This is a genomic window from Sorangium sp. So ce887, assembly GCF_051521455.1.
GTDB lineage: Bacteria > Myxococcota_A > Polyangia > Polyangiales > Polyangiaceae > Sorangium.
Genome location: NZ_CP150354.1, coordinates 9,475,060 through 9,494,768, shown reverse-complemented (window position 1 = coordinate 9,494,768; position 19,709 = coordinate 9,475,060). Strand labels below are relative to the sequence as shown.

Annotated in this window: 7 protein-coding genes and 1 pseudogene; 5 read left to right on the top strand and 3 right to left on the bottom strand. The window is 69.5% G+C overall.

Annotated elements, in window-relative coordinates:
- Nucleotides 1-56 precede the first annotated feature (56 nt).
- Nucleotides 57-8,993 carry a LamG-like jellyroll fold domain-containing protein gene (locus WMF36_RS35460; protein ID WP_437575235.1) on the bottom strand — a complete coding sequence of 2,979 codons (8,937 nt, stop codon included), beginning with the start codon at nt 8,991-8,993 and terminating at the stop codon, nt 57-59.
- 340 nt (nt 8,994-9,333) lie between these two features.
- Between WMF36_RS35460 and WMF36_RS35455 the strand changes: the two genes are divergently transcribed.
- From WMF36_RS35455 to WMF36_RS35435, 5 genes are read left to right on the top strand one after another with little or no spacing between them, the layout of a single operon-like run.
- Entirely contained in the window at nt 9,334-9,777 is a 444-nt protein-coding gene (locus WMF36_RS35455) for a hypothetical protein (protein ID WP_437575234.1), read from the top strand.
- Between the two features lie 58 nt (nt 9,778-9,835).
- On the top strand, nt 9,836-10,822 hold the full coding sequence (locus tag WMF36_RS35450; RefSeq protein ID WP_437575233.1) for a hypothetical protein: 987 nt from the start codon (nt 9,836-9,838) through the stop codon (nt 10,820-10,822).
- A 25-nt stretch (nt 10,823-10,847) separates the two neighbouring features.
- Entirely contained in the window at nt 10,848-14,408 is a 3,561-nt protein-coding gene (locus tag WMF36_RS35445; RefSeq protein ID WP_437575232.1) for an nSTAND1 domain-containing NTPase, read from the top strand.
- Nucleotides 14,405-15,157 carry a hypothetical protein gene (locus tag WMF36_RS35440; RefSeq protein ID WP_437575231.1) on the top strand — a complete coding sequence of 251 codons (753 nt, stop codon included), beginning with the start codon at nt 14,405-14,407 and terminating at the stop codon, nt 15,155-15,157. The genes WMF36_RS35445 and WMF36_RS35440 overlap by 4 nt, the downstream gene beginning before the upstream one ends.
- A gap of 44 nt (nt 15,158-15,201) precedes the next feature.
- Entirely contained in the window at nt 15,202-16,590 is a 1,389-nt protein-coding gene (locus WMF36_RS35435; protein ID WP_437575230.1) for a PEGA domain-containing protein, read from the top strand.
- Nucleotides 16,591-17,287: 697 nt separating this feature from the next.
- On the opposite strand, the gene WMF36_RS35430 is transcribed toward WMF36_RS35435, so the two are convergent.
- A complete protein-coding gene (locus WMF36_RS35430) occupies nt 17,288-17,470 on the bottom strand; it encodes a ClpX C4-type zinc finger protein (protein ID WP_437581992.1) in 183 nt (60 codons plus the stop codon).
- Nucleotides 17,471-18,450: 980 nt separating this feature from the next.
- Nucleotides 18,451-19,485 (bottom strand): annotated as a pseudogene (locus WMF36_RS35425) (IS1 family transposase); the annotation flags it as partial.
- Nucleotides 19,486-19,709: the final 224 nt, after the last annotated feature.

The following is a 19,709-nucleotide window of genomic DNA, read 5'->3' as shown; positions in this document are numbered from 1 at the left end:
GTGACGCCGCCGCGACCGGCCCGGCCCCCCCGCCGGCCGCGGCGACGTCGAACGCGTCACTTACTGAGCTTGCTGATGATGTCCGCGAGCTTGTCTTCGATGCCGCCGAGCCGGACGTCGAGCGCCAGCTGCTTGCGCTCCAGATCGGCGAAGTAGTCGGTCACCACCTCGTCCACATCGCCCACCGCCAGCGCGCGCGTGTCGCGGCCGAAGCCCATGAGCACAGGCCGCTCCACGTACGTCACCCGGTGCAGCACTCGCCAGCACTTGTTCGGCTTGGCGGCGCGCGCCTGGCGCAGCGCGCGCGCCTCTTCGTCGTTGCTCATCAGCCACACCGGATCCACCACGTAGCTGAAGAAGTCGCTGAAGTGGTCCGTGCTGCCCTCCAGGTAGAACGTCATGAACCGATAACGATCCACCTTCTCCCCGGGCACGAGCGGGTTGTCCTGCGGATCCGTCAGGCCTCTCTTCTCGACGCCCGAGAGGTCCACGCTGAGCTCGAGGCTCTTGCTCGTGCTCAGCTTCTTGCTGCTCGCGTCCACCTTACCGCCCGAGCCCACCAGCGACAGGGTGAACTTGAACGCGGAGACCGCCGCGTCGACAGAGCCGCCGGCGCCGCCGCTGTGGCTCGTCTCCGTGCTGATCGAATGCTCGATCGTGCTGGCGAAGCTCTGCTCCTCCGCGCGGAGCCCGCCGTCGCCGTCCCACACGTAGGTGTTGACGACGTTGCGCTTGCCCGCCTTGGTCTGGATGTTTTCCATGCGGAGCTGCCAGTCGGCGAAGGCCCCGCCCGCGCGCACCCTTCCCTCGAGGCTATTGTGCTTGCCCTTGATCTCCGCCTTTCGCTTCTCGGCCTCGCTCTTGAGCTGCTTCTTCTTCTCCTCGTTTTGCTGCTTCATCGCGTCCAGATCTTCCTTCTTGACCTCCGACGGCACCTCGGTGTTGTCTTCGGGGACGCTCGGAGCGTTCTGCTCGCCGAGCGCGTCGAGCTGGTCGACCTGGTCCGCGCTGAAGTTGTAGAAGAAGCTCTCTCGCTCCTTGTCGTGCCGTTCGATCGCGTCCTTGAGCGCGTAGGCCTGCTTGAGCCGGAAGTAGCTCGCCGGGTAGAGCGAGCCATACTGCGAGCGCATGTCGGGCACGTGCGGGTAGAACGTCGGATCCGCGGGCATCGATCCGACCATGCCGTCCAGGCTCCCGTTGAGCGTGTAGGTCGGGTTGATCAGGAACGTGATCGTGTTGACGTCGAGCGGCACCCCCTCGACCGGCCGGATATCGTAGCTCACCATGCGGCCGCTCCGCTTGAGCTTGGTGACGAAGACGTCGGCCATGCCCGAGATCACCAGCGCATACCCCACGTTCTTCGGCACCCAGCGCTTGCCCACCAGAGGACAAGAGGCCTTGTCCTCGGCGATGCCCGAGAGCGTCAGGCTGTCGCTCATGGCGAGGCTGGACGACGCCGTGACCGATGTGTCCTTGGTGCCTCTCTTCTCGAAGGCGTAGTTGAAAGTCGCGCCTGCCTGGCCCTCGCTGAGCTTCGTCTCGACCTCGGCCCCCACGCCGACCGACTGGTTGACCTCCCAGACGCCGCCGAGGAACCCGTCCATGTTGAACGCCTCGTGGGTCGTCTCGCTGCGCTGCCAGCTATAGCTCGTCTCGTCCGACTGCCTGAGGGTGACCGTCGTGGCCCCGCTGTAGTCCTCATCCACCGTGAGGTTCTCCGAGGGAACCGGCGGCGCGCCCTCGATGTAGCCGAGCAGCGTCGGGTTGATCTGGGTGTTGCCGACCCATTGCAACGTCAGCTCGTCGACCCGCTGCTCGGGCAAGAGCTGCACGTCGCCTCCGGTGGTGAACCCGAAGAAGCGCCTCATCAAGGCCTGCTTCTTCCCCTCGGGGCTGACCTCGATCGAGCTGTACTCCACGGTGATCAGGCTCTCCGCTCCCGCCGCGGGCAGCGAGGTGGTGAGGAGCAGCTTGGCGCGCTCCTTGAGCTCGCCCTGGTCCACGCCCGCCTTCTTGTCCTTGACCTTGTTGTCTTTGCTCACCTCGTCCAGGGGGTAATAGGCGACCAGGTTCGCCTCGGTGCCCGCGACGCGGCGCCGCATGGTCGCGCGAATCTCGGCGTCCGTGCGCACCCCGTCCCAGATCCGCACCTCGGCTATGTCGCCCCTGAAATTGAACTTTCCCGAGGGGGACCTGCCGATCGTGAGCGGGCCGGACACGCTGACGTCGGCCGTCGCCGTCACCTCCCCGACCTTCACGCCGTCGCAGTAGATGCGCTGCTTCTTCGTGAGGTGATCGTACGTGCCGCAAACGTGGTGCCAGTCCGCATCCGTGCAGACCAAATCCGCCTCCAAGACATTGCCAGCGAATGCCAGGGACATCCTGTTGGTCGTGCCGAACCCGACAACGATGACCACGCTGGTGCTCCCGTGGGCAATGGAGACGATGTTCTGTTGCTGGCCCATGTCCGCGCCGCTGCGCCGCGCCCAGCACTCGACCGTGAAGCTCTTGCTGGCCAGCGTGACCGTCGGGCACTGCACGTACGAGCTGCCCCGGTCGGGCAGGGTGAGCACCTTGCTGCCCGGATTGCCGATGTTCGCCGTGCAGCCCACCCAGTCCACGCCGACCATCGTCCCATGCGCCAGGCCGCCGGCCGAGCGATCGGACGCGGTCTCGCCCGTGCCTTCATCGAAGGGCCAGTAGCCGATGAGCCCCGGCTCGTCGCCCGAAATCGACGCTCGAGCGTGGGCCGCGACCTCGGCGTCGGTCAAGCCTAGGTTCCAGATGCGAACCTCGCTGAGCCGACCCACGGGGCTGCCTCCGGAGGATGCGTTGCCGAGGATCTTGATATCGATGGCCCGCGCGGTCGTGATCGTCGCGTGCGTCGGCGCGCCCTTTACGAGGCCATGACGCTTGTTGGACGTGAGGTCTTTGACCGTCCGCACCCCTCCTTCGTCGATGTCGTCCATGCGCCAGTAGCCGACGAGGTCCTTCTCGTCGCCTTTGAAGGACCGGTAGAGGTCCTCTCGAACATCCTCCATGGATCGGGCCGAGCTCCAGATAGCCACCTCCGCGATATCGCCGTTGAAAAAACGGCGGTTGTCGGCGTCGTCGTAGCCGATGTACATCGGGCCCGAGTCCTCCTGGATCGTCCCGGCGACGGCGAGCTCGGCGACGAACTCCCCGTCGATGTAGAGGCAGATGTAATTGCCGTCGAACGTGCCGGTGTACAGGTGCCAGCCCTGGATGTCGGCCGGCGTGAAGCTGGCGCACTTCCGCTTCTGGTCGCCGATCCAGACATCGAACTGGATCGTCCGGCTGTCTTTTGTGGGGTGCATGATGAACGCGTCCCGCTTGCTCACCAGGAAGCCATCATCGTTCCAGTTCGGGGTCGCGCTGCGCGCCCAGATCGACACTGTGATGGCCTTCGTGGGGTTCGTGTGCGCCGGTACCTCCACGTAGTCCGTCGTGCCATTCAAACGGATGGCCGGCTGCGAGGTCTCGCAGCTGCCGATCTTCTCGCCGTCCGCGTAGAAGGCGGTGGTGCCTCTGCTCGTCGCCACCGCGACGTGGTGCCACCCCGCCGCGAGCGTCCGCCCGAGGTCGACGCCGCTGTCGAAGATCCAGCCATCGACCATCAGCCCCAGCCGGCTGCCCTTTCGCACCAGGAGCGGCGCATCGAGCGTGGTGTCCGCGCTGGCCACCACGTTCGTGCCATACGCCGTTCCATCGTCCTTGGTGGCCAGGGGGTACTGCACCCAGGCCTCGCATGTCCACCCGTACGCAGGCAGGCTCACGGCCTGGGCCAGCGTCACCTTATCGCCGCTGTCGCGAATGTCGGCAGAGGTGCGCACGGCGTCGGGCAGCCACTGCTCGAACGTGGCGTTGCGGCTGTCCGCCGCAGCGTCGTAAGGGGTCGCGCGCATGCGGCCCTGCGGATCGAAATAGGTGAGCAGCACGTTGCCTTCGCAGCTCTCCGCGAGCCGAACCCTGCCCGTGGGCTGGGCGAAATCGAGCACCGCGCCGGCCGTCACCAGATTCCGATCGTCCGTCGCGATGGCCGGCATGGTCGCCGGCGGGGCCTTGACGAGCCCGTTCATGAACGCGGTGTTCATGGTCTTGACGTCCTCGCGGTACACCTTCAGGTCGGTCTGCGCGGTCGTGAGCTGGCTCTGCAGCGTCGCGAGGTCTTCATTGTCCGTGAGCATCCTGCCGAGCTCACCAAGGCGTTCCGTTTTCAACTGGATCTGCGAATCGAGGCTCACCATCGTCGCTTCCTCGCGCGCGATGGCCTCCTTGGCCTCTTTGGTCAGCTCGCTGGTCTTCAGCACATGCCACTTCTGGTGATTCTTGTTCCTCCAGTCCCAGAGCTGAAGCGCCGCTGCGTCACGCGTCGACTCCCTGGCGATCTCGACGTAGAGGTTCTCATTGTGCCTCGGCTTGAGGCTATAGTAACTCTCGCTGGAATTCAGGCAGTGGAGCTTCCACTGCATGTGCGACGCGGCGCTCAGCGGTTCGATCCGGAGATCCGCGTCCTTTCCCCCGGCGCCCAGCACGGTCAGGGCCAACCCGCTGCGCTGGTGGAGGATATGGAAATATCCGTCTCCGCGGTCCTCGAACCGCCAGTTCTGATAGCTCTGGTCTTCCTCACGCCATTGGCCGTACTGGAGTACGATTTTCTCATCGCCAGCGGTCATATCCCTGCCGCTGTGCAGGTTGAGCACCCGGTGGTAGTAGCTCCACGGATCGTCCTTGATCTTTTGGCGCTCATTCTCCGCTTTGGTCTTCTGCGACTGCATGTGCGGGATCGTGATCGTCTCGAGCGTGTCTTTCTCCCTGATGTAGTGCGCTCTGTAGTTCACGATGTCGATCCGCTCCGTGAGATCGCGGATCTGCTGTTCGACGCGGCTCACCTTGGCCTCCGCCCTGTCCACCCTGGTCAGGTTGGTCAGCACCGCCTGCGCCTGCGCGGGCAAGGACGAGAGCGCCGTCACGTCCGTGTAGCTGTCGCGCGTCACCGCGTCCGAGATCAGGCGGATGCGGTGCTTGCGAACGTCGATCGACGTCCATTCCGTGGCCGGCGGCGCGCTTTCGGTCCCCCACTTGCCGCGCACGTCCGAGATCTCGAAGGCGCGCATGAGGCTGACCCCATCCGGCACCACCACCCGGCAGGTGGCCTTGTACCAGCCGCCGCCCAGGCTCGCGAAATCGCTCTGCTGCACGCTCCAGGCCGGGAACTCCTTCCTCTCCTTGCTGCCGCGGCTGCTCTTGCCCCAGTACGAGAAGGCGAAGAGCTTGAGCCCGGTGCCGTCAGCGTCGCTCGGATCGAACGCCGCGTCGGGCGAGGTCACCCGGAACTCCAAGCTCTCTTCGTAGACGCCGCGCTGGCTGACCGCCAGGAGCTCTTCGCTGCCGTACTTGACCACCTTCATGCCCGAGCCCGTCGCGCGGTTGAGGCGCAGCGCGCCTGCGTAGGGGTCGCCGTGCACCACGGCGTTTCTGCCATGGTGCGAGAAGTCCGGGATGATCGGCGGCTGCTCGTCGTAGACGATCGCGCCCATGCGGTAATAGGCGGCGAGCCCGGTCTCCTTGCCGCTCAGGTTCACGTGCATGGTGGCCTTGACGTCGGCCGCGGACCGCGCATCCTCCCAGATCTGCACGCCGGAGATCTCGCCGAAGAAGCCCTGACCGATGGTGTGCGTCAAGCCCGCGCTCACCAGCGCCGGGTTGCCCTTGAACGAGCCGTTCCGCTTGTTCGGCGAGAGATCGTCGGGGTCGGCGTCGAGCGGCCAGTAGCCCACGAGGCCGCTCTCCTTGCCGGTGAGCTTGCGGTACATGTCCGCTTGAATGTCGGCCGCCGAGCGCGCGGAGCTCCATATCTGCACGTCCGCGACGCAACCATCGAAGTAGTCGGTCGGATTGCCATAGGTAGCGCCTGCGCTGGTGATGGCGCCTGCGCCGATACGCATAGGTCGGGTTGGCGGCTTGTATGCGGCCGTGAGGGATCCCTTGAGGATCCCGTTCTCGTAGAGCTGCCACTTCGTACCATCGTAGGTGATCGCGAGATGGGTCCATGTCCCATAGTCCACAGCCGGCCCCCAGAAGAAGGTCCAGGCGTTGCCACTCCCCACGCGGCAGTTCCATTGATTGCTGTCGTTGGCCTCGAGCACGAAGCCCGTGAAGCCGTTCCCACGACACGACAGCGGCGACTGATAGCGGCCCTTTCCCCCCGTCGCCTTGACCCACGCGGCCACCGTGAAGGTACCGGTGAGCAACGCCGCGGCGCTGGGAACCTCGATGAAGTCGTCCACCCCGTCGAACTTCATGGTCCTGGCGAGCTTCGCGCCGGGCGCTGCCGGAGGCACGATCTGCGGGTGCAAGAAGGCCGTGCGCTGCCAGGCCGGGCCCGTCAAGCTACCGTGCCGTTTGGCGGGCGACATGTCCTTGACCGTCCCGTCGTCGAGCACCGTCCCGTCGTCGAGCGGCCAGTTCCCGAGGAGCCCCGCTTCGCGACCGGTGAGCCGCTGGGTCATCTGCTCGGCGATCTCGGCCTCCGTGCGCGCACGATTCCAGAGTCGCACGTCAGCGATGCCGCCCTTGAAGCGATAACCGCCGCCCAGCGCTCCGATGGTCCAGGTGCCGCTGCCCTGAAAGTGAGCGGTGGTCACGTGCTCGGTGACGAGCGCGCCGTCGCGATAGACACGCTGGGTGGACGTCGTTGCGTCGTAGGTGCACGCCCAGTGGTGCCATCCCAGATCGGTATACGCCAGCGGTGTAGTCGCGTCATTTCCCCAGAAGGCGAATACGAACGCGTTGTTCTCGCGGAAGCCTATGTGCACGCACTGATTCGTGGTATGCGGGCCTTGGGTGATCGCGAACTCCTTGACGTCGACACGGTCCCGCTTGATCCAGAGCTCCACGGAGAAGCTCTTGTTCGCGACGTCCGGGGGAGAATCCTTGATCGCGACGTGATCGTCCACGCCGTCAAACTGCAGAACCCTGTCGTTCAGGTGGCAGGGCGCCCCATGGGCGATGACCTGCTGCGCGACCTCGACGCCGTCCCGGCAGAGGGCGATCCGCGTCTCGCCTCCGTTGTTCGTGACGTAATCGACCGAGCCCGCATAATGCACCCACGCGTTGGCGGGCATCGCGTTCGGGTCGGTCACGGTCCGCGCGCCGCCGTCGCTCATGCGCACGACGAGCTTCACCTTGTTGTCGTTGCCGAGGGCGAGGTTCATCATCCCGCCGCTGTCCTTCACCAGGCTCTGCTCCAGACCGTCGGCGGCGTCCACCCGCACCCAGGCCGAGAACGTGCGGCCCAGGTCCCGCGCCGGGCTCGGCGGCATGAGCTCCAGGTCCGGAGTCTCCACCCGGTCATTGCCATCCATCCGCAGCCCCCGGCGGACGACCTTGCTCAGGTTCGCCGCTTCGCCCGTGAAGTACGGCGCGTTCAGCACGAAGGCCTTCTTGCTCGCCACCACCGACGCGATCGGGAAGATCCCGTCATACTCCTGGGTGCCGGAGATCTGCACCTCGTCGCCGACCTTCAGATCGTGCGCCGGGCACAGGATCATGAGCTTCCCGTCCGCGGTCTTCTCCGCGCCGACGACCATGTTGTCGAACACGAGCCCGGTCTGCTTGTCCGGCGCGACCTCCCAGAACCCCGCCTCGTTGTTCTCGAACCTGGCCGCGACCTTGAACGTCGCGCCGTCGACGCTGAGCACCTTGTAGTGCCCGTCGTAGCTCTGGGTGCCCCGGATCTTCACCTTGGCGCCGGCCTTGAGATCCGCCGGGAGCGAGTCGTTGGACCGGATCTGGAGGTTGTCGTCGCCGCCCCGCTCGGTGGCGACGATGGTCCCGAAGGGCGGCGGCGACGCGTCGGCGATCTCCTTGATGTCGTCGAACAGCGCGAGCGGCGTCATGACCTCGCGCTGCTCGCTGCGCAGGATCTCGCTCGTGTCCGGCGTTTGGTCGATCTGCGACAGCGCGCCGTCCGCGGCCAGCGCGAAATCGAGCACCGCGGTCTTCACCACGTCGCTGCCGGTCGCCTTCACCGGCACCGCGAGCATCACCCGCATGGTGTCGCGCATGAGCTGCGGGCCCGAGTCGGTGATCACCTCTTTTTGCAGATCGTATGTCGTCGCCGACGGGCCGCCCGCGACGGTCAGCCCCTTCAGTTCGATCGTCCGGCGGACGATGCCCGGGACCGACTGGTAGATGGTGTTCTTCGGGTGCGAGGGGTCCTGCCGGGCGTAGAGGTAGTCCTTGACGTCGAAGAGGCCGTTGTCGTCGGCGCCCACCGTGTAGAGGACCAGCTTGCTCTCCGTCGCATCGTGGACGAACAGGTGCCAGCGGTTCCGATCGCTCTCGGCGGTCGGCACGAAGACGGGCGAGAACCACCCGCTCGCCACCGTGCCGACGAAGCCGAGCTCCAGGGCGCCTTCGTAGAAGTTGTTTCCGTCGATGTCGCGGTAGTCGAGGTTGTCGAAGCTCCCGCCGTGCTTCGAGGCGGCGGACTCCTGCGGCTTGAGCCGCTGCTTGCTGCGCCGGAACCGCACCTCGAGCCTGGGCACGAGCTCGTTGGTCATGCCGTCGAGCACGAAGCGGTTCACGAGGATCTTGCCGCCCGGCGATTGCCGGAACACGAACAGCTGATTCAAGGCCGACACGACCTGTACGGGCGCGTCGACGCTCTTCACCACCTGGTCCGAGCCGCCGTACACGCTCTTCACGAGGACGTTGCCGCCGGCGTCCGAGAGGGTTTTCTTTTCGCGCTCGATGACCGACGGGTCGGGGATCGACTCGCCGAGCCGGAGCTTCTTCCAGCCCTCGAAGCCGAACGGGTCGGTGTCGTCGTTCAGGGCCGTGTCCTCGAAGCCGCTGCGCTTGACGGTGTACCAGAGGGTGCCGTCGAGACCGGTGCCGAAGCACACGACCTTGCCATCGTGGGTGATCGTGCTCACGTGCTGGATGTTCTGATCGCTGAGAATCATGCGCGCCTCGCCAGAAGGGTTGCTCGGTACAGACCTCCACCCTCCGGCCGACAGATGAGAGGCGGCCGTCGCGACAGGTGCAGGCTCGACGCAGCGGCCCATCGCCCATCGACTGACAGGGAGGGCGCTGCTTCACCCCTCACGACGTCCGGCGCCGGCGTTCGTGACGGTTGTTGGTCTTAAACGTATTGAAGGTGAGCGAGGCGGGGGACGCTCGCCTCGGCGCGCGCAGCGCTCACCTTGATTTCTCTTAAGATGACAGGGCTCGGCGTCGTGCGTTTCATGGGGGCATCTCTGCGCCAGAGAGGGTGCGAGAGGGATCGCCCCGAGGACCGCGACAATGACCATGGAAGAACACACGAACCAGGACGAGCCTCTCGACTTCGGCGGCTCGTCGTCCGTGACGGTGGGCCTCTCGCTCCGCGCCCGCCTCGAAGGCGACACGCCGCGGGGTGCGATCCAGGCCTTGCTGCGGTCCGTGGGCAAGGCCCTGTCAGCCCACTTCGAGGGCCGCGCGACAGCGCGCCTCGACGTCGAGAGCGCGACCGCCACGGTGACCCTGCGGATCCCCGAGCCGGAGGGCAGCACCAAGGTGTGCGACGTCTCGGTGACCTTGCTCGCCGACGAGCTCACCGGGGACGAAGAGCTCGTTGTCGTCCCGCGGATCCGCGCCGAGATCTACCGCCGGAAGGACGATGTCGACTGGCTCGCCCGGGACGCGTCGGCGGACGTCGAGAGGCTCGCCGGGGAGATCGAGGACGTGCTGCTGGCCATCTCGCCGTAGCCGCGCGGCGCACGTTCATCGCGAGCGCGCCATGCCGCGCCCGAAGGAAGGATCCACCGTGAAGATCGATGATGACAGGAAGCCCTCGCCGACCCGACTCGTGATCGCGACGCTCGCCGCGCTCCAGCTCACGGCGTGCGCGAGCGTCGCGACGGTCACGCTCGACCAGGCGATCAAGGAGCTCGCGCCGGACTACCGCGCGCGCACGCCGGCGAGCGGCGCCGCGAGCCTCGGACGCCGTCTGCTCGGGGACCAGCCCGAGACCAACGCCTGCTTCGACGGGGATCAGGACACCGCGGCGCCGAGCTGGTCCCTGGTGGCGCTGCGCTACGGGGACGTGCTCGACGGCAGGCTCTCCGCCGACTTCGGCGGCGCCCTCGCGGTCGCCCCCGCGGCCGGCGCGTCCTCGGAGCGGAGCGCCAGCGTCACGCTGACGGACCTCGCGGAGAGCAGGCTCTCGGCAGTCTACCTGAACGCGAGCGGCGCGTGCACCGGCCTGTTCGCCGAGGCGGGGACCAGCTACGTGAAGGTGCTGACGCGCGCGATCCGGGCGGGGACGATCGAGGTGGCGGCCGAGCAGTCGACCACCGCGGCCCTCTCGATCGACGCCGCCGCGCTCGGAGGGGCCTCCGTGAGCGCGTCGAGCTCGTCGGGCCGGAAGCTCCAGGGGGCCTCTCTCTTCTTCGCGGACTATCCCGAGTGCTTCAGCGTGGTCTACGACAAGAGAGACTGCGCCGGCTCGGCCGTGGGTCCGGGCCACGCCTGCGACCTCGACGCGTGCTCGTTCAACGTCGCGGCGCTCGACACCGGCGGCGCGGCCTGGACGGGGAAGCTCTCGTGCGAGGGCGGCGCGGCGCGCGATCTCGGCGGCGCCCTCGGCGCCTGGGGAGAGGCTCAGAAGACGGCGCCTGGCGTGGCCTACAACGTCCGCGTGCTCCCCGGTGCCTGGCTGGGGACGGTGAACATCGACCTCCGGCGCTGGGTGACCCGCTCGGAATCACCCGACAAGTGCGCGGCCCCCGGGAGCGCGCCCCACCCGGGTTGATCGCGACATGGCCCGGAGCCTCACGATGAAGAACCCCTTCCCTGGCCCGCAACCTTACCGCGCCTCCGACCGTGATCGCTTCTACGGGCGCGGCGACCTCGCCTACCAGCTCGAGGGATCCATCCTCGCCAACCGCTGCGTCACCGTCTTCGGGCCGTCCGGCGCCGGCAAGTCGTCCCTGGTGCAGGCGGCGGTCCTCCCGTCGCTCATCGAGAAGCAGGAGATCCGCGTGGCGCGGGTCGACGCCTGGCCCGAGGATCAGGACCCGACGCGCTGGCTCGCCGACGCGGTGTACGGCGCCCTCGGCCTCGGCGAGCGGCCGGCCGGCGCCTCGCCCGCGGACGCGCTGATCGCGGCGGCGCAGCGCGTGGCGCGCGGGTCGCCGCGGCTCGTGGTCGTCTACCTCGATCAGATCGAGCAGCTGCTCTACGCGGCGCGCGCCGCGACCGAGGCCGAGGCGTTCTTCGCCTGCGTGAGCCGCCTCGCCGCGCTGCCCACCCGCAACCTGCGCCTCGTGCTGTCGCTCCGCGAGGACTACCTCGGCCGCTTCCGCGATCGGCTGCGCGAGCACCACCGGCTCCTCGATCACGGCTTCCGCGTCGGCCCTCTGACGGTCGCCGAGCTCTGCGAGGCCGTCTGCCAGGCGGCCGCCGCGGGCGAGCCGCCGCAGGCGTGGACGCCGGCGGAGGTGCGCCCGCTCATGCTCCAGGTGCGCGTGCCCGGCCAGGCCGCGGTCGGCGAGGCCGAGGCGCAGGCGGCGTACGCGCAGATCGTGTGCCGCGCGCTCTTCGAGCAGCGCGAGGAGGGCGGCGCGGCGGCCAGCGCGGCCGAGGCCGAGCCGATCCTGCAGCGCTACCTCGAGGCGACGCTCGCCGGCCTCGGCGCGCTGCGCGACGGGGCGCGGCGGCTGCTCGAGGACCACCTGGTGACCGCGGACGGCAGCCGCACGCTGCGCACCGAGAAGGAGCTGCTCCGGATCCTCCCCGCGGACGAGCTCGGGCCGGCGCTGAGGGCCCTCGAGGGCGCGGCCATCCTCCACGCCGCGGAGCACCAGGGGAGCCGGTACTTCGAGATCGGCCACGACTGGCTGGCGCGCAAGGTCTTCGAGCAGCGGCAGCAGCGCCGGCAGCAGGAGGCGCACCTCCGCGAGCGCGCCGAGGCGGAGGCCAGGCTCGCCGAGGAGCGCGCGCGGCGGCGCCGCTTCGCCGCCGCGGCCGCGGCGTCGCTCCTGGTCGCGGCCGGCGCGGCGTCGCTCGGCTCCGTGGCGTACTACCAGAAGCTCCGCGCGGACCGCCTGCGCGTCGAGGAGGCCGAGGCCCGGCGCGAGGCCGACCGGCTGCGGTGGTTCGCCGAGAAGAAGCGCTCCGAGGCGCACGACGCCAGCATCCTCGCGGGCTTCCGCGAGCTCGCGGTGCGCGCCCGGCTCCCGCTGGCGATGAAGCTCCTGCCCGAGGTGGAGCTGCCCGCGATGCGGCGCGGCTGGGTCGAGCTGGCGAGCGACGCCCTCGCCACGAACGCGCTCCGCGCGACCCTCCACGGGCACGCGGGCCCCCTCGCCGCGGCCGTGTGGAGCCCCGACGGCGAGCGCGTGCTCACGGCCTCCGCCGACGGCGCGGCGCGCGTGTGGCGCGCCGACGGCACCGGCCGGCCGGTGGAGCTGAACGGCCACGGCGGGGCCATCCTCGCGGCCGCGTGGAGCGCCGACGGCGCGCGCGTGCTCACGGGCTCGGAGGACGGCGCCGCGCGCGTGTGGCGCGCCGACGGCGCGGCCCCGCCGGTGGAGCTGACGGGCCATCGCGGCGGCGTGACGGCGGTGGCTGCGAGCCCCGACGGCGCGCGCGTCGCGACGGCAGCGGACGACGGGACGGCGCGCGTGTGGGGCGCCGACGGCAAGGGCGAGCCGATCGTCCTCACCGGCCACCGCGGCCCGATCAACGCGGTCGTGTGGAGCCCCGACGGCGCGCGCGTCGTCACCGCCGGGAGCGACCGGACGGCGCGCGTCTGGACGCCGGGCGCGACGGGCAGGAGCCTCGTCCTGCGCGGGCACACAGGCGAGGTGGTCGCCGTGGCGGTAAGCCCCGACGGCGCGCGCGTCGTCACCGGCTCACGCGACCGGACGGCGCGCGTCTTCAGGCTCACCGGCGCGAGCGCGCCCGTGGTGCTCGCCGGGCACGAGGACGGCATCACCCACCTGGCCTTGAGCCCCGACGGCCTGCGCGTGGCCACGGCGTCGGCCGATCGGAGCGTGCGCGTCTTCCGCGTCGACGGCGAGGGCGAGCCGGTCGTCCTGACCGGTCACACGCTCGCGGTGAGCTTCGTCTCGTGGAGCCCCGACGGCGAGTACGTCGCCAGCGCCTCCGCGGACAGGACGGCGCGCCTCTGGCCGGCGGACGGGAGCGGCCCGCCGCTCGTCCTGGCCGGGCACCGCGCGCCCCTCCGCTCCGCGGCGTGGAGCCCCGACGGCGCGCGCGTCGTCACCGCCGCGTCCGATCCGAGGGGGCGCTCGTTCGACCGCACGGCGAAGGTGTGGAGCGCCGAGCCGCTCCGATCGATGCCGCACCGGCGCCCTCACCTCGGCTTCTTCCACGCGGCGTCCATCGCCGCGGGGGGCGCGCGCGTCGTCGCGGCCTACGAGGACCGGACGGCGCGCGTCTTCCAGGTCGACGGCAAGGGCGAGCCCGTCGTGCTCAGGGGCCACGAGGGGTGGGTGGCGAGCGCGTCGCCGAGCCCCGACGGCGCGCGCGTCGTCACGGCCTCGTTCGACCGGACGGCGCGCGTCTTCCGGGTCGACGGCGAGGGCGAGCCCGTCGTGCTCAGGGGCCACGAGGCCGAGGTGCGCGCCGCCGTCATGAGCCCCGACGGCGCGCGCGTCGTCACGGCGTCGGACGACGGCACCGCGCGCGTGTGGAGCGCCGACGGCAAGGGCGAGCCCGTCGTGCTGCGCGGACACGAGGACTGGCTCACCGCCGCGGCGTGGAGCCCCGACGGCGCGCGCGTCCTGACCACGTCGCTCGACCACACCGCCCGGGTGTGGCGCGCCGGCGGCGAGGGCGCTCCCGTCGTGCTCGAGGGCCACGGCGGCGACGTGTACGCCGGCGCGTGGAGCCCCGACGGCACGCGCGTCGTCACCGCCTCGGACGACGGCACCGCGCGGGTGTGGAGCGCCGACGGCAGGGGCGATCCCATCGTGCTGCGCGGGCACGAGGGCGCGGTCCTCTGCGCGCTCTTCAGCCCTGGCGGCGAGCGCGTGGTCACCTCGTCAGCCGACGGCACCGTCCGCCTGTGGAGCGCCGACGGCAAGGGCGCGCCCATCGTGCTCGGGGCGCCGGCGCCGGTCATCGCCCTGGCCTTCCTCGACGGAGGGCAAAGGCTCATGACCGTCGCCACGGACAACAGCGTCCACACCTGGATGATCGACGTGGACGCGCTGAAGCAGCGCCTGCTCGCCGCGCACACCGACTGCCTGCCGCCGGACGTGCGCGCCACCTACCTGGGCGAGGCCGCGTCCGCCGCCCGGGATCAGTACACCGCGTGCGAGCGCTCGTACGAGCGCGCGCCGCTCCCCCTGGAGGGCTTCCGACAATGACGGCTCGCGACATGGCCGCGACGGCGGCGCTCGTGTTCCTGTCGACCCTGGGCGCGTGCGAGCGGCCCGGCGCCGAGGACGACAGACCTGAGCCAGCGACGGTGGCCGGCGACGCCGCCGAGGTCCCCCCCGCCGCCATGGCGCGGCCCGGCGTGCATCGGCTCGGCGCCGGCGAGCGCCGGGTGAAGCTGTTCGTCCTGCCCGCCGACGCCGCGGTCGAGGTCGACGGCGTCCCGGCGCGGCGGCGGGACGGCGTCATCGAGCTCTCGGGGAGGGTCGGGCAGACGCATCGGGTGCGCCTCTCCAGGGACACGCAGCACGCCGAGACGATCGTGACCCTCATGGACGCCGGCGTCTCGCCGCCCTCGCTGGACCTCGCCGCGCTGGCGCGGGCCGCGCGTCCGTTCGGGCGCGGCCGCCTCCCGACCGCGGCGACCACCGAGCCTGCGGCCGCCGAAGCCGACTCCTCCGCCGCGCTGGAGCTCGCCGAGACGCCGGAGCTGGCGCCCGAGCCCGTGTTGCCCGGTGTCGCCGCCGAGTACGACGCGCCGGCGGATCGCGCGGCGATGGAGTCGACGCCCGGATCCGCGCCAGGCGCGGTGCGAGGCTCGGCGCGGGCGAACGAGGGCCCGGCGTGCGTATGTCCGCCGTCGACGCAGGTCATCTCCATGTGCCCGCCCGGCGCAGCCGCGGCGGCGGAGCACGGGAAGCAGCGCAGCGGCGTGCTGGTCGGAGACTCCTTCGAATGAGGGCGCGCGCCATGCCGGGCACGAAGCGCCGACGTTTCGCGGTTTTGGGCCCTCTCGTTGCCGCGGTGCTCCTGGCGCCGCTGTCCTTCGGCTCGCTCGCCGCCGCGCAGCCCGGCGGGCCCGGTGCCGTCCTGCGCCGCGAGGACGCGCGCGCGCACTTCGAGCGCGGGATCGTGCTGCGCAATCAGGAGCGCTGGGCCGAGGCGCTCGCCGAGTTCCAGGCGTCGCGCACGTTGTTCATGACGCTGAATGGGACGACCAATGCCGCCGCGTGTCTCATACAGCTCGAGCGCTACCTGGACGCCCTCGAGCTGTACGAGAGCGCGCTGCACGATTTCCCCGATCGGCTCAAGGACGAGGAAAAACGCGACATCCTGCTGGTCGTCAGGCTCCTTCACAACGCCGTCGGGACCCTCGGGATCGTGGGCGGCGAGCCGGGCGCGACGGTCCAGCTCGACGGCGTATCGCGCGGCGAGCTCCCGCTCAAAACGCCCCTTCGCGTGCCTCGCGGCCCCCACGCCCTCCGCGTTGTCAAGGCGGGGTACCAGCCGTTCGAGCAGCGCCTTGACGTGGCCGGCGGGGCGGCGGTCCAGGTGACGGCGCGGCTGATCCCGCTTCAGGAGACGGCCGCGCTCGAGATCGCCGGGGCGACGAGGGAGGAGCCGAGCGCGCGCGGGATCCGGCCGGAGCGCGACGCCGAGTCCATCGAGGACCGCGGGGGACGCGGGACGCGCCGCCCGCCCCGCCTGCTCGCCGAGGTGAGCGCCGCGGCGCCGCTCGTTGTGTCGATCGGCGGAGACGGGTCGACGGGGTGCGTGGCGCCTTGCAGCAAGCCCCTCGGGGTTGGCTCCAGCTTGATCGTCCGCGGGGGGTACGGCATCGACGGCCTATCGTTTGGCGTCTCGGCGGGCTACCTGAGCGTGCAGCAAGCTGTCCGCGGGCGCAGCGCGAAGGTCGAGGCCGTTGGCGGGGCTTCGTACCCGGTGAGCGTCGACGACGCGATGGCCCTCCGCGGCATGCTCCTCGGCGCCTGGGTCGGATACTCGTCGGGCGAGGTCTTCCTGCTCGACGTGCGGCTGGGCGCCGGCGGGCTGTTTGGCGCGGTGGCGGACGCGCGCACGAGCGCGCAGGTGTCGGCGAGCCGCGTGCTGTCGTTCAGCCCGTCCGAGCAGAGCGCGGCGGCGCGCTTCGTTTACGTCGCGCCCGAGGTGCGCGCCGGCGTCAGGCTGGCCGGACGGGTCGAGCTCACGCTGGGGATCGAGGTGCCTGTGCTCATCGCCGTGCCGAGGCCGGCGTCGGGCCAGCAGGTGTTCGTCGACACCACGACTGGGCTCGACGGAGCCGCCTCCGCCTGGTTTCCGGGCGGGCCCCTCACGGCCCCCCTCTTCCCGCTGTTCATGCCTGTCCTGGGCGCCAGGTACGATTTCTACTGAGGCCGACCTGTCTCCGGCTCACTGCCGCGCGCGCGGGTGGAGATCCCACGTGTGAGCACCGACGGCGGCGTCACGTTTGGGCCCCGAGGACGAGCCTGCCTTCACGACTTCGACCGACTCCAAAATTGCGAGCGGCGAGCTGGACCGGTGACACGCACGTGCTCTGCTGCAACCGTTAGGACCGCCCCCTACTCCTGGACCGAACTCGCGCTCGCGGCCCTCGTCGTCGGCGCCGCGACCGAGCTCGGCGAGGTGTAAACGGCGGCCGCGCCCGCGTGACGAGCACGGCGATCGCGCCGAGCTCGCGCTCTTCGAGCTCGCCCAGGTTGCCCGCCAGCGATGTGACCGCTTCTACCTGGAGGAGATGATCCTCTCGCGCCCCAGGGGCTCGAGGCTGGCGGCGCCACGCTCGCCCTAGTGGACATCGGGCAGGCCGCGCCGCGCTCGTCCGGGGGCCTGTTGACGCGGGCGCGATCCCGAGCTCACCCATGCGGCGGTCGGAAGCGGGCCCCGCACCGAAGAACAGCCGCGGGAACGTCTGGTGCTAGTAGCAGCCGGTGTAGTGCAGCGACCCGCGACGCATGAACCCGGTCCCGTCATTGACTGCAACCAGTGCCCATCGATGTTCGTTGTATCCGCTATCGAAACTCCTCCTACTGTAAGGGCCGCTGACGTGGCTCTCGCGAGCGAGATCGGTCTACTCGGTATCGCTCGAGGACAGCTTTATTCCTAGCACTCCACAGGCCAGGCGAGTACAGGCGGCGCAGATATTGGCTTCTGGCCCGGCTACAAGCTTCGATTCTGTATCTCCGCAGAACGAGCATGACCTCGGTGCATCAGCTTCTCCTTCGACCTCCGTGATCTCGTCGTTGAGTGTCATGCTGTGCACTTTCTGAACTACTTCGCGTTTTTGAGACATCTGCGATACAGTATTAGGGCGGCCGCTATGCATGGCAGTTGGAGATTTCGTGGAGACGCATTGCACGTTTTTACGTTGTGCTCCAATGCCGTGCGGCACTGTTTCTTCGTCCATTCCGGCGATGTAGGTGCGTCGCTTGCTTCGTTCTCGTCGATTGGGTTCGGTTCGTCCGCGATCGTTGCGTTCGTCGGGAAAGTGTAATTATTGGCACTGATCGTGTCAACGTGGTGGGCGGCATAGGTCGATGTGTCGGCCATCGATTCTGTGCTTATTCCCATCATGCCCAGGAGTCCGATCGCAAGATACCAGCGTTTCGGCAAAAATCCTTTTGTTCCCACAGTACGCCTCCATGCACGGCATGCTTCCTCATGTGCGCAGTGGACTGTGATGCGAGCGAGCGGACTCATCGATTGTGATCGCGGTGTAGTCGGGCATCGGGAGGTGCACGTCGGCGAACTCCGGAAGAGCGCCGTAGCCTCGGCCAGCTCGTGGGCTTCTCGAGCGTCAGTGACTCGTTCGACAATATGATCCGCTCGCTGCCGACGACTTCGGCGACGACCCGGAGCTCGGTCCCGTCCTCCGCCGCCTCAGCGCCGGCACCGGCTACCTCGATCGCGCGTACGACCTCCTCGGCTACGCGGACATCTACCAGGCCAGGCACGACGTCGTGTCCAAGGATCCGATCCACTACCGCGCGACAGACCTCGCCGATGCCCGGCGGCTCGCCTCCCAGATTCTCGCCGTGCTCGGCGCGGCGCTGAGCCCCAAGGCGCGCGAGGCGTACGACCTGCTCCAGCGCGCGCGGACGCTCGCCAAGCCGCTCTACGTCGAGGTGCAGGAGCTCGGGCTGCGCTTCCTGCGGTACGATCCCCAGCGCGAGGCGCGCTTCCCGTCGCTCTACGTGGTCGGGCGGGCTGGCCAGGGCCGGAAGAGGACGAAGAAGGAGCCGGCCGCGCCGGCGGGCGTGGATGCGACGCCCGGCGCGGGCGGCGGGGCGACGCCACCCGAGCAGCCGGCGCGGACCCGACCAGCCGGAGGAACCCCCTCCCGTTCGGCAGCGCCCTGGCGGGCGTCGTGGGCGCCCCCGCGGGCGGCTCCGGGAGCTTGAGCGCCTTGGGCTTCGGGGGCTCCACCGGTGCCTCGGAGAGCGCCGCGGTGACGAGCTCCTCCACGCTCCACACGTGATCGGTCAGCCCGGCCTCCATGGCGGGCGTCACGCGCAGGGCTTCGTGCGGGCGGCAGAAGTTGTAGAACGCCATGTGCAGCGCGACGGCCGCCTTGTGATGCGGGAGGCGCTTGCTGAAGCCGTTGCAGAGCCGGGTGAAGCGGCGGATGTGCATCCGGATCGTGAGGTTCTGGCGCTCGACGTGCGACGTGCTCGCGCGCTGCATGTCGGGCACGCCGAACACCGGCGTCTTGGTGATGAACGGGTCCCGGGGCGGCTCGTAGCGGTGATCGTCATCCTTGCGAGCCTTCCGATTGTAGCGCTTCACCACCTGCGCGTAGTCGACCGAGCCCGCAAGCGCGAACGCGCCACCGACCGCGGCGACGTAGGGCGCCCATCCGTCGCTGTAGAGCTGCGGGATGGTGACCAGTCGAGCGCGCAGGTCCTTGATGAACGCGCTGGTGTTCTCCTCGTCGCGCTTCCCTACGCGGTAGGCGATCACGAGCTTCGACGCGCTCGCCATCCCGACGAAGGTGTATGCCTCGCCTACCTCGGCAGAGTCTCCCGGCTGCACGCGCGCCTGCTTCTTCTGCACGTAGCTCCAGATCTCGTCGACCTGGACCGTGCGGACGTCGACGTCGCGCACGAGCCGGTTGTGCAGCCGCTCGCAGCCTTCCCCGACGCGGAGCAGCAGGGATAGGATCGCCGGCTGGCTTACGCTGGTGAGCCTCGACGTCGGGCGGATGCCCGCGCCTTCAACAAGATGCGCGACGACCTCGACGCGCTTCGCCATCGGCAGCACGTGTGCCATGCAGGGCCTTGCCTCTCCCCGACCGACGGCCCATGATGCGCGTGCGATGTGCGCTGGACGGGCCACCGTCCGGTGTTCCGCAGCCCTGCTTCCGGGGACCAGCCGGGGGCAGGGCGCTTTGCTAAGTACCCTGCAAGATAGCAACGAATCGCCTATGTTTCCCGGCGTTTCTGCATAGATAGGACACGGGTTGTCCTAGCCCACGTGCGCGAGTACAGCCTGTT

Bases quoted from the DNA above. Each gene is read 5' to 3' on its own strand.
- WMF36_RS35460 (WP_437575235.1), bottom strand. From the start codon at position 8,993: ATGATTCTCAGCGATCAGAACATCCAGCACGTGAGCACGATCACCCAC.
- WMF36_RS35455 (WP_437575234.1), top strand. From the start codon at position 9,334: ATGACCATGGAAGAACACACGAACCAGGACGAGCCTCTCGACTTCGGC.
- WMF36_RS35445 (WP_437575232.1), top strand. From the start codon at position 10,848: ATGAAGAACCCCTTCCCTGGCCCGCAACCTTACCGCGCCTCCGACCGT.
- WMF36_RS35440 (WP_437575231.1), top strand. From the start codon at position 14,405: ATGACGGCTCGCGACATGGCCGCGACGGCGGCGCTCGTGTTCCTGTCG.
- WMF36_RS35430 (WP_437581992.1), bottom strand. From the start codon at position 17,470: ATGACACTCAACGACGAGATCACGGAGGTCGAAGGAGAAGCTGATGCA.